The sequence below is a fragment of the Exiguobacterium sp. ERU653 genome (assembly GCF_018617775.1).
Classification (GTDB): Bacteria; Bacillota; Bacilli; order Exiguobacteriales; family Exiguobacteriaceae; genus Exiguobacterium; species Exiguobacterium marinum.
In genome coordinates, this window is record NZ_JACSKV010000001.1 from 1,552,764 (window position 1) to 1,562,504 (window position 9,741).

The window sequence follows — 9,741 nt, forward strand, 5'->3', positions numbered from 1 at the left end:
TCGATCGTGGAACCCTCCAAAATTTTTGTTTACCTCTTTCCAAATGAAGGAATAAGCATAGCATCGAACTTTTTAGAAAGAAGGTGCCCCTGTGACTTGTCCCCACTGCGGAAAGAAGACACGATCGAAAACGGTCTGTCCGACGTGTGGCCGTCGCTCACGTCGCACGATTTGGTTATTTGCCACCCCATTCGCTATCGCACTCATTGCTTTTGTCACCTACATCGGACACGCCTATTTCACAGATATGTTACGTTCGACTGACTCGCTCGCAGACCAAGTCGACTTACGAATCGGCGAAGATACCGTTTCCGCTGATGAAGCGACACCCGTCGACTTCGATACGTTGCGAGAGAGCCTTTTCACCGTCAGTTACGGGACGGGATTTTTGGTGAGCTCACGCGATGTCGTCACGGCCGCCTCGAACGTGGCCGGTTTGACGAACATCATCATGTATCATGACGGAGTGGCCGTCTCCGGCACCGTCGTCGGTCGCACGAATCTGATTGCCGTCGTTCGCATCGAAGAGACAGAACATACACCATTCTTATTCACGCAAGCCATCGCCGCGGAGGACGAGACGCTGACGACGCTGACGATGAAAGAACGAATCAACGGCACAGTCACTTTTGCTGAGAACGGCTATATTCGGAACTTTGATTTGCCACGTCATGGGTATGGTAGTCCGCTCCTTTCGGCATCCGGGCGAATCGTTGCCATCCATTTACGTGGAATCGCATTGCCGACCGCATTATTTGAACGGGACGTTCGAACATTCATTGAAAAAGATGCGCCGGCTCCACCACCGGTCGAACTTGCACCGGTTGAGCCCGTCACGCCTGACTTGACCGACGAACCTGTCTATATTCCACAAACGCCAAGCGTTCCAGAGACTTCACCCGAATCACCGCCTATCACTGAACCGGAAGTCCCGGTTGAGGAAGAAGTCGAAGAAGAGGTCGTGGAAGAAATGGAACCGACGACATCTGAAGTGACGCCGGAAGAACCTGCGGAACCACCGAGTGAACCAGAGGAACCGACGGATCCACCAGAAACGGAAGATCCGATCGAAGACGATCCTCCTGTAACGGAACCAGAGGAACCGACCGAGCCGGAAGAGCCAGCGGAGCCGGAAGAACCGACGACGCTCGAACCAAGTGGTGAGGAAGATTCGATTATCGAAGACACTCCGGAAGATCCGATTGAAGAAGAAAACGACACAAGCACCCCATCTGAATGATGGAGTGCTTGTTATTCGTCGCGTGTGAAACGTCGTTGGAGATTGCCGAGCACCGCACCGAGTCCGAGAAGCAGAATCGACAGTGCCCAAAACGGGAGCGCATCTTGCAACAACCAGACGACGAGAGCACTGAAGCCGATGACGGCTCCGAGCCACAAAAAATTCCGTTGTCCCATGTCGTTCACCTCGTCCCCATCATAACACATCGACCCGACGCGCCGTCGCTTGCGGTGGCAAGGAACGCGTCATTTGCTCATCATGCTCGACTCTTACAGATTGACCGACGAGAAACGGCTTCTCTTCAGAAAAGTGTTCCTCCAGATGAAACACGATCCCATCAAACGGATCTGCCTCTCGAGTCGGAGTGACCCTGATTTTCCCATCCATCACCTCTGCGATATACCCTGTGAACGTCGCCATGTCATCCCCTCCTTCCCGGCTATACTTTTCATTTCCCGTTTTTGCAAAAGATGCTACTCCCTCGTTTCGAGAACAAGTATAATAGAGCGACACCAGTACTTGTGAGGAGGACACCGTATGACACAAACCATCGATATACACACCCCAGAGTTCCAACGCACATTCCTTGAGATGATGCTCCTCGCAGAATTGACTGACGAGTATAACGTTGCAGCAATCGATGCATTAGCGACACGTGGCGAGACCGCCTTTCCGAATGATCCATTCTTTCCTGCTATGCGCGCGTATCCACATATCCGTGATGGTAACATCGCAAAAGCCAAACAATGGCTCGATACAGCAAGCGAACTTGGTGATCATTATATCCTTCACATGCTGAACGGCATCGTCAGTGAAGATACGGGATTCACGTTCGAGGCAGAACAACATTTCATTCGTGGTGTCGAGCTCTATCCGGACGTACCGATCATGCACCGTGCTATCGCGATTCATTACTTTGACCGAAAATTCTACGGAGAAGCCGGGCTGCACGTCATGCATTATGTCCGACTTGCCGGATTAGGTCCTGATACGGTACCCATGCTTCTCGAATTTTTCCAAGTATACGATGATATCCCCCTCGACATGGTCGATGAACTCATGAAAACGGCGAGTGGCTATTTGAACGCCAACCCACATAATCCACACGCCCATTCTTTATATGCCGCCATCTGCAGCCAGCGCTTTGCTGCCCTCTCAGCCGAGCTCGCAGACGAAGACCCGCTCACTGAAGAGATGATTTGGATGCTACTCGAAGTCGAGAACCACGGGATGTGGAGTGCGACCTATGACAAAAGTGAGGGACATATGTTCCGTCATATGTTCGCAGAATACGTCAACAACGTCGTCCTTCCGAATACGTCACAACTCTATGTATGGCGCCTTCGGATTCGGTACTGGACACGTCGTTTGACCCACCGCTTCACAGGTGGTTACTCTGTACCGACGTCATAAAAAACATCACGCCAGCACGGCGTGATGTTTTTGTTTATCCGGCATACGGTTTAATCGGTCCGCGTAGGCTGAACGAATAATCCTCGGGGTCGACAATCCCGACGACTTCGTCCCCTTCAAGCAAGTCATATAAGAACTCTGCCATCTCGCGCGCCGTGTGATACTTCGCGACGTTCTCGCTGTAGTCGAATCCTTCCGTATCGCGTGCCCGGTCGGCGAAACTCGTCTCCGTTGCAGCCGGTGCGAGCACTTTTGCTCGAAGTTTGGCACCATTCTGCTTCAATTCCTGTGCGAGCCCTTCCGTATATGCACTCACATAAAACTTCGTCGCACAATATGTGACCGAGTTCGGGACGATGCGATATCCCCCGACAGACGACACGTTCAACAGTTGCGCCCCTTCGACGTCGTGATAGTCCCGGACATATAGGCTAGACAAGACGGTGAGCGCCTCGATGTTCAAACGAATCATGTTTTCAATCTTACCTAAATCCACATCTTTGATTTGTCCGGCATCCCCAAACCCAGCGTTGTTGACCCACGTCTCGATATCGAGGTCCGCGAGCGATTCATAGAGACCGTAGACGTTCTCGCTGTAAGACAGATCGGTCGATTTGATGATGACGTCGCAATCAGGCGAGATGGATTTGATCTCATCACGCAGCGACTCGAGCTCTTCTTTTCGTCTTGCGACGAGCACGAGCGACTTTCCTTTTTCGGCGAGCAGTTTCGCTGCTTCATACCCGATTCCTGAACTGGCTCCTGTAATGACCGTATACTTCATATGATCCACTCCTTTTTGTCGTTTACCTTGTTGTTCATTCCCTACTTTCTGGATGGCGAATCGTTTCGATGTGAATATAAAAGTCCTGACTCCGAAGAGACAGGACTTTGGTGAAACACCTTATTTTTTAATACAGCACCTTTCGATTTCAGATGCGAGCTGAGAAATTTCGATTGGTGTTTTCGCCGGACGAACACAAAACAGAATGGCTTCTGTCTCATCTAATCTCAGTTTATATCCGTTTCGGGTCAAAAATAACTGTAACGCAGCGTATGCCGTCCGTTTATTCACTATCAAAAAACGGTGGTTTTTTGATTATGATAAGTATGTTAGAACATTTGAGTCATTACCTCCATGTTGCAACCATTTAAGTCGTGAACCGTCCAATCAACGTCTGCAGGTCACTCGTCATATTGCCGAGCGACTCGGCGACCCCGTTCAACTCTTGGATCATGGCGAGTTGGGAATCAGCCGTCTCGCCGACCGTACGCATCGTGTCAGCCATCCCTTCACTGTCTTGTGACATTTGAAGAGAAGATGTTGCGACTTGTCTCGTTGTCTCCGCAATTTCATGCGAAGCGATACGAATGTGTGACGTATTGTCGACCGATGTCTCGAGCTGCCTTACGATCTGTTCGAACGCACGTGTCGCCCGTTCGAGCAACAACGTGTTCGTCTCGACGCGTTTCGCACTGACGACGTGTTGGTCGAGGACGGCATTCGATTGTGCTTGAATCGACTCGATTAACCCGGCGATTTGTGTCGCCGACTGCTTCGACTGCTCGGCAAGTTTACGTACTTCTTCTGCGACGACGGCGAAGCCTTTCCCTTGTTCGCCGGCACGTGCCGCTTCGATGGCCGCATTCAATGCCAATAAGTTCGTCTGGTCCGTGATCGATTGGATGACCTCGGTAATAAGGGCGATCTCATCGGACTGTTGCTTCAGTTCCGAAATCGATTCTCCTGTCAGACGTGTCTCCCGTTCCAGTGCGAGCACTTCGTCTTTCGCCTGGGTCATCGTCGCGCCCCCTTCTTCGGCTAGCTTCAAACTCTGTGATACGTCATCGTCAATCGAGCCGATTGAACCGGCAATCCGACCAATCCCTTCATCTGCAGCAGCTACAGCTTGAGACGTTCCTGTCGCTTCTTTAGCTTGCGCGACCGTGTCTTCCACGACACGATCGATGAGACGTGTCGTCTCCTCTGTCTGCGAGGCCATCTCTTCCGTGCTCGCGTACAGTTCTTCCGACTGCGCTGTGATTTCTTGTGCGTTTTGTGTGACTCGTTCAATGAGTTCGCGCAAGTTGCCTTTCATGCGATTGAAGCCGGTCATCAATTGCCCGACTTCGTCTTGCGTGTAAACCATTAAATCATTTCCTGTCAAATCTCCCTGGGCCACAATGTCCACTTGTTTCGCTAACTGACGAAGCGGTCGCGTCACCATGACGTACAATCCATATCCGGCTAGTGTCGTCATGACAAATATAACGATTGCTATGATTGCCGCATAATACAGCGCTTTGTCACTATACTGTTCAAGTTCGTCCTTTTTCGTCAGCATGTCAGCTGCTGTACTTTCTTGAATCATTTCACCTTGCTCAGTGATGAAAACAGTAACATCCGGCATTTCTTCAAGTCCGAGACGATCCACCTCTCTTTCGTTCCCGGCATCGATCGCCGCTACGAGTTCTTCTGATAGTTCGTCGTAGTTAAGAGCAAACTCAAGAAGTTTTTCAAAGGATTCTTTCTCTTTTTTCGAGTTTGCCAATGTAATCAACTCACGTAATGCCGCTTCTTTTCCGGTCGAGCCCAATCGTTCTTTGTCTAAATGAGACGAATCCTGATTTAACATGTACCCTCTCAACCCGTAAGCTTGACGTGTCATTCCGAGTGATAGTGCGTCAGCCGCTTTCATTCGCATAACATCTTTTGCAATCATTTCTTCGTACCGGCTTGTTGCATTGTGAAGTGACGACAAATTGTATAACATTCCGAAAGCCACTAAAACTAAAACCATTCCAACAGCGCCCAACAACTTTTGGGTTAACGTCAATTTTTTTGCGATTTTTTTCACTACTTTCGAGGAACAAGTCCTCTTTCACCTCTTTTTCTCTCTATGATGATGTGTTGCTCTTTTTTTATCGGACGAGACCGCCTAATTTGTACCAACAATTTGAAATCATCTAACACATTGACCCCTTATTAAAAAATCTGAACTGTAAATGTTTCAAAAAATTCATAAAAAAAGAACCAGACATCTGCCTGGTTCTGAGACTTGCTTATAGCTTGAATTGTGCCACACGATTCGATAGTTCTGTCGCGCGTTTCTCAGTTTCATTCATCTTCGTTTGCACATCATTGAAGCGCTCAACCGATAGTTGAACTTTCTCCGAAATGGACTGCGTCCCGTCCGCACCTTCTGTCACGGTCGTTGCCACTTCCTGTATCACACCGAGAATGTTGTCCGTCATGTGACGAAGTTGAAGGGCATTGCCTTCAAACGTCTTCGCCGTCTCACCGAATACCGTCGCGTCCTGTTCATATTGCGTCGCAGCATCTTCGAGACGATCGTAGTCTGCCATGACTTTCGTGTTCAAGAAGGTCAACATGTCCTCCGAACTCGTATTGAGTCGTTCGACCGAATCGATGACGGTGTTCGATACGTCACGAATCTCGTTGACCGTCTGACGTGAGTTCTCCGCAAGTTTACGAATTTCCGATGCGACGACCGCAAATCCGCGTCCGGCATCTCCTGCCCGTGCCGCTTCAATCGACGCGTTCAGTGCGAGTAAGTTCGTCTGGTCGGCGATTGTAAGAATGGCCGTCGTCAAGACGCGAATCTCTTCGACCGATTGGGCCCCTTTAATAGCTTCCGCGAGCTCGACTTGTTTCTTCTCAATGATGGTCACAGCCTCTGTCTTCGAGACGACGGCTTGTTCCCGCATCTCGTGCGCCCGTGTCTCGACACGGTTCGCCGTATCGGCACTCTCATTCGATAAGTCGACGATGGAGTCAATCGAACTGCCCATCTCTGTCGTCGAAGCACTCATTTCTTGAGAAGAGGCCGCCGTCTCTTCCATGCCTGCCGTCAATTCTTCGACCGTTCCAGACGTCTCTTCCATATAGTGACTGAGTTGTGTCACTTCGGCGGATACGTCTTTAGAAGACGAGAGAACGACTTTCGCCGTCTCATCGACATCGATCATGATTTCACGAAGTGTACCGAGGAACGTGTTGAACGAACGACTGACTTGTGCGATTTCGTCGTTTGACGTGACGGGAATCGTCATCGTCAAATCCCCACCTTGTGTCGCGAGTTCATCAAAGCGTGTCTGCAACGTTTGCATCGGTCGAATGATTGAACGTAACAAACTGAACCCTAAGAATAAGAGAATCGCCACGGCCCCGACCGTCACGGCAATCAACGCCATAAGGGACTGCATGAATTCTCGTTCCATGTTTTGACCGACACGTTGTGACCCTTCTGAGTTGTAGTCGACGAGATTGGCTAATTTTTGTGTGAAGTTATCATATGTCGATTGTGATTGAGCATCATAATATGAACGTGCCATCCCCGTGTTGCCTGTCGAACTGAATGTCAACATGTTGTCGGAGACGCGCTGATACATCTCCCATTGACGCGAGAAGTTATTAAACAGCTCTTTGTCCTCTGCGTTTACAGCACGTCCTTCATACTTCGGTGCAATCGTATTGATTTCATCACGAATCTCTTTCATCTGCGTCATGAGTTCTTCTTTCATCGTCGCATCATCTGAGACGATATGGTCGAGCTCGAGCGTTCTGTAGTTTGCGGCGAGCGTATTAAGTTCGTGAGCGTAATCGAGCCCTTTATTCCAGTTGTTGACGATGTCGTCCGCTTGACGGTTCGCGTCACTCATTGAAAATAGCGCGTAACCGCCGACGCCAATGACCATGACGAGTGAGATGAGGACGAGTCCCCATAACTTTTGACGAATCGTCAAATTCTTTCCAATATTCGGTCCGAAAGATGTCGTGCGTTCACGCTTCTCTCTACGCTTCCATTTGAGTGTCGGTTTCCACGTCCATGTCGGTTTTCGTTTGATCCGGCTGAGTGCCTTAGACCATGTTGATTTCCATGCCATCTATGTATTCCCCTCTCAATCATGCAGTATTTTCTATACTATCGACAATTTTCAGAAAATAATGAAGGGAATTGACCAAACTTAAAAAAGGTGACTCAAAACTGCAAGAGTCACCTTCCACTTGATTATTTCACGCTCAACACTGTTTGCGTGCCTTCAATCATCTTGATTTCGGTCCATTCCATCACATTTTTCGCGAGCGGATCGTTAGCGACCATGAAGTCGGCGAGTGCCTCTACTTTTTGAGCGTCGATCGGTTGCTCTACGTTGTTCAAGCGGAAACGTACGACTTTATGGAATGCATCTAAAAATGAGATTTCAAGTTTTGTGTCAGTCATGGGTTATTCTCCTCCTTGGGGTATGGGTTAAACTAAATCGTATTCACGGACGATGCCGAGGTCCGCGTCCTCTTGAATGACAAGGTCGATTAAAAGACGACCAAACGCGTCAATCGTATCTGCCGTAAGGTCGGCACGAATCGGGCCGAACCGTTGTGCTTTTTTCGTCGGTTTTGCTGTTTCTAAGTCATGATGCGTCGTCAAGACGAACGTTGCTTTCTTCTCTGTTAAGACAGCCATGGGGGGATGGCTCCTTTCAATAGGGGATTAGGTTTCTGATACGTTCGAGGTACCCATTCGCTCGAGCAGCTGGATCATGCGATCGAGCTTCGTCTCAATCCGATGAAGCAAATAGAGCGAGACGACGATAGGGAACCCGAGATTTGAGATGAGTTCAGGCCAACTCATGTGACCACCTGCTCATCATGCCGAGGATCATCGACGGGATGTGTGAGGTTGTTCATAAGTCCTCCGTGTTAATACACTAAAAATTCCTGGGCCACGACATAGTTGACGGATTCGACATCAATTAGTGCCGTAATCAGGTCACCAAACTGTTTTATCCGTGCTTCATCCATTCGACTGCCTAGCGGTCCGTAGCGAACGAGTTGCTTTTTCTCTTTGCCGTCGACTTGTCGCCGGGTGTCCAAATACAACATTTTCGCCGCTTCTCGATATATTGCCATTTGTCTCACCTCCTTCGCCCTTATTAACCGCTTTCATCATGAAAGTGCTCATTCTATTTTTATATAGCATTGAATGACCATAGTCCTAAATCGTCTGAATTTTTATTCATTTTTCAAATTTTGACTGCTTTGCTTGAGTTTTCATACCAATTAGGGTATCTTAATGTTCGGCAGATAACGTTCAAAAATACGTCAAAAGTCCCACGAATCATTTCCCCACTTTGAAAAAACTGTAAGTTAAAATCTTGTAAATGGGGTACGATACGTAGGAGGACATTTTTGAAATGACCAGTCAGTCTTGAAGAAGGAGACGCATACTATGAACAGCTTAGACCTCGCAAGCACCACCACTAGTCCTTCCGCTCAACACGACTTCGACCAATCCGACCTGACGTTTTCAGCGACCGAATGGGATACATACCGACCGGAACAAGGAAAACCAATTTCGTATAAAGAACAACATCTGATCGTTTATCCGCTCAAAGAATTGAGTCGGGCCTTCAGTGTGGCCGGCATCCCGCGTAGCCAACAGCAGTTGATCAAATGGGAGACAGATGGCGTCTTGCCACCTACCCCGTTCACGTTCGGCCGAAAACGATTCTATACGGAAAATCAGATTCGTACCATTGTCGACGTCGCATTGGAGTGCGGATTGCGCCCACGGACACATGTAAAGAAAACAAATTTTTCTGAATTGGCGCATCATGAATTAACGTACATATTAAAGCTCGAACTAAATGCTTATGAGGCGCCTGTCGTATGAGCAGGCAAAAGCCATCCGCCATGATGCTCATGACGAATGGCTTTTTACTTACTTTTCGGTAATCGATTGCGGTACGTCCGCACGGGACACTTCCTCATACGACGTGACCGTGTCCCCGTCCTTGACGTATAAACGTAAGTAGGCCCCTTCCCGAAGCTCTTTCATAGCCGTAAAGGTGACTTCCTTCGACTTCCCCTCTGACGAAAAGGCAGGCTGAGTGTACACGTATCGCTTCATCACCTCACCATTTTCGAGCGTCGTCTCTTCAATGTCTGTCGCCCCTTTAATTTCAACGAAAAGGGTGTCCTTCCCAATTCGATTCCAATCCACCTTCGTCAATCCGACCATCAATACAATCGAAACAATTGCAATTCCAATCCATTTTTTCATAAT

Annotated in this window: 13 protein-coding genes and 1 pseudogene; 3 read left to right on the top strand and 11 right to left on the bottom strand. The window is 48.8% G+C overall.

The features are described from left to right. The first annotated feature begins 91 nt into the window (after positions 1-91). On the top strand, positions 92-1,240 hold the full coding sequence (locus tag KNO95_RS07895) for a S1 family serine peptidase (protein WP_051545945.1): 1,149 nt from the start codon (positions 92-94) through the stop codon (positions 1,238-1,240). A gap of 11 nt (positions 1,241-1,251) precedes the next feature. Here the strand turns inward: KNO95_RS07895 and KNO95_RS07900 are convergent, their stop codons facing one another. Continuing rightward, the gene (locus KNO95_RS07900; protein ID WP_026825234.1) at positions 1,252-1,416 is read right to left on the bottom strand and encodes a hypothetical protein; all 165 of its coding nucleotides are present in this window, start codon (positions 1,414-1,416) and stop codon (positions 1,252-1,254) included. Positions 1,417-1,435: 19 nt separating this feature from the next. After that, positions 1,436-1,660, bottom strand: coding sequence for a hypothetical protein (locus tag KNO95_RS07905; protein WP_026825233.1), 225 nt, complete (start codon positions 1,658-1,660; stop codon positions 1,436-1,438). Positions 1,661-1,777: 117 nt separating this feature from the next. Here KNO95_RS07905 and KNO95_RS07910 point away from each other — a divergent pair, with 117 nt between their 5' ends. Further along, positions 1,778-2,653 carry a hypothetical protein gene (locus KNO95_RS07910; protein WP_026825232.1) on the top strand — a complete coding sequence of 292 codons (876 nt, stop codon included), beginning with the start codon at positions 1,778-1,780 and terminating at the stop codon, positions 2,651-2,653. Between the two features lie 34 nt (positions 2,654-2,687). Here KNO95_RS07910 and KNO95_RS07915 read toward each other — a convergent pair whose 3' ends face one another. From KNO95_RS07915 to KNO95_RS07945, 8 genes and pseudogenes are all read right to left on the bottom strand, one after another. Then, on the bottom strand, positions 2,688-3,437 hold the full coding sequence (locus KNO95_RS07915; protein WP_026825231.1) for an SDR family NAD(P)-dependent oxidoreductase: 750 nt from the start codon (positions 3,435-3,437) through the stop codon (positions 2,688-2,690). A 120-nt stretch (positions 3,438-3,557) separates the two neighbouring features. After that, positions 3,558-3,737 (bottom strand): annotated as a pseudogene (locus KNO95_RS14530) (type II toxin-antitoxin system death-on-curing family toxin); the annotation flags it as partial. Between the two features lie 67 nt (positions 3,738-3,804). Continuing rightward, positions 3,805-5,427, bottom strand: coding sequence for a methyl-accepting chemotaxis protein (locus KNO95_RS07920; protein WP_235181824.1), 1,623 nt, complete (start codon positions 5,425-5,427; stop codon positions 3,805-3,807). A gap of 289 nt (positions 5,428-5,716) precedes the next feature. After that, on the bottom strand, positions 5,717-7,561 hold the full coding sequence (locus KNO95_RS07925) for a methyl-accepting chemotaxis protein (protein ID WP_026825229.1): 1,845 nt from the start codon (positions 7,559-7,561) through the stop codon (positions 5,717-5,719). Positions 7,562-7,686: 125 nt separating this feature from the next. After that, positions 7,687-7,899 carry a DUF2922 family protein gene (locus KNO95_RS07930; RefSeq protein WP_026825228.1) on the bottom strand — a complete coding sequence of 71 codons (213 nt, stop codon included), beginning with the start codon at positions 7,897-7,899 and terminating at the stop codon, positions 7,687-7,689. Positions 7,900-7,926: 27 nt separating this feature from the next. Then, a complete protein-coding gene (locus KNO95_RS07935; RefSeq protein WP_026825227.1) occupies positions 7,927-8,139 on the bottom strand; it encodes a hypothetical protein in 213 nt (70 codons plus the stop codon). A gap of 27 nt (positions 8,140-8,166) precedes the next feature. Continuing rightward, a complete protein-coding gene (locus tag KNO95_RS07940) occupies positions 8,167-8,307 on the bottom strand; it encodes a YvrJ family protein (RefSeq protein ID WP_084483574.1) in 141 nt (46 codons plus the stop codon). A 68-nt stretch (positions 8,308-8,375) separates the two neighbouring features. After that, positions 8,376-8,585 carry a hypothetical protein gene (locus KNO95_RS07945; protein WP_026825226.1) on the bottom strand — a complete coding sequence of 70 codons (210 nt, stop codon included), beginning with the start codon at positions 8,583-8,585 and terminating at the stop codon, positions 8,376-8,378. A gap of 319 nt (positions 8,586-8,904) precedes the next feature. Here KNO95_RS07945 and KNO95_RS07950 point away from each other — a divergent pair, with 319 nt between their 5' ends. After that, positions 8,905-9,348: a hypothetical protein gene (locus KNO95_RS07950; RefSeq protein WP_026825225.1), complete on the top strand. Its 444-nt coding sequence runs from the start codon at positions 8,905-8,907 to the stop codon at positions 9,346-9,348. 48 nt (positions 9,349-9,396) lie between these two features. Here the strand turns inward: KNO95_RS07950 and KNO95_RS07955 are convergent, their stop codons facing one another. Continuing rightward, positions 9,397-9,738 carry a YxeA family protein gene (locus KNO95_RS07955; RefSeq protein ID WP_026825224.1) on the bottom strand — a complete coding sequence of 114 codons (342 nt, stop codon included), beginning with the start codon at positions 9,736-9,738 and terminating at the stop codon, positions 9,397-9,399. Positions 9,739-9,741: the final 3 nt, after the last annotated feature.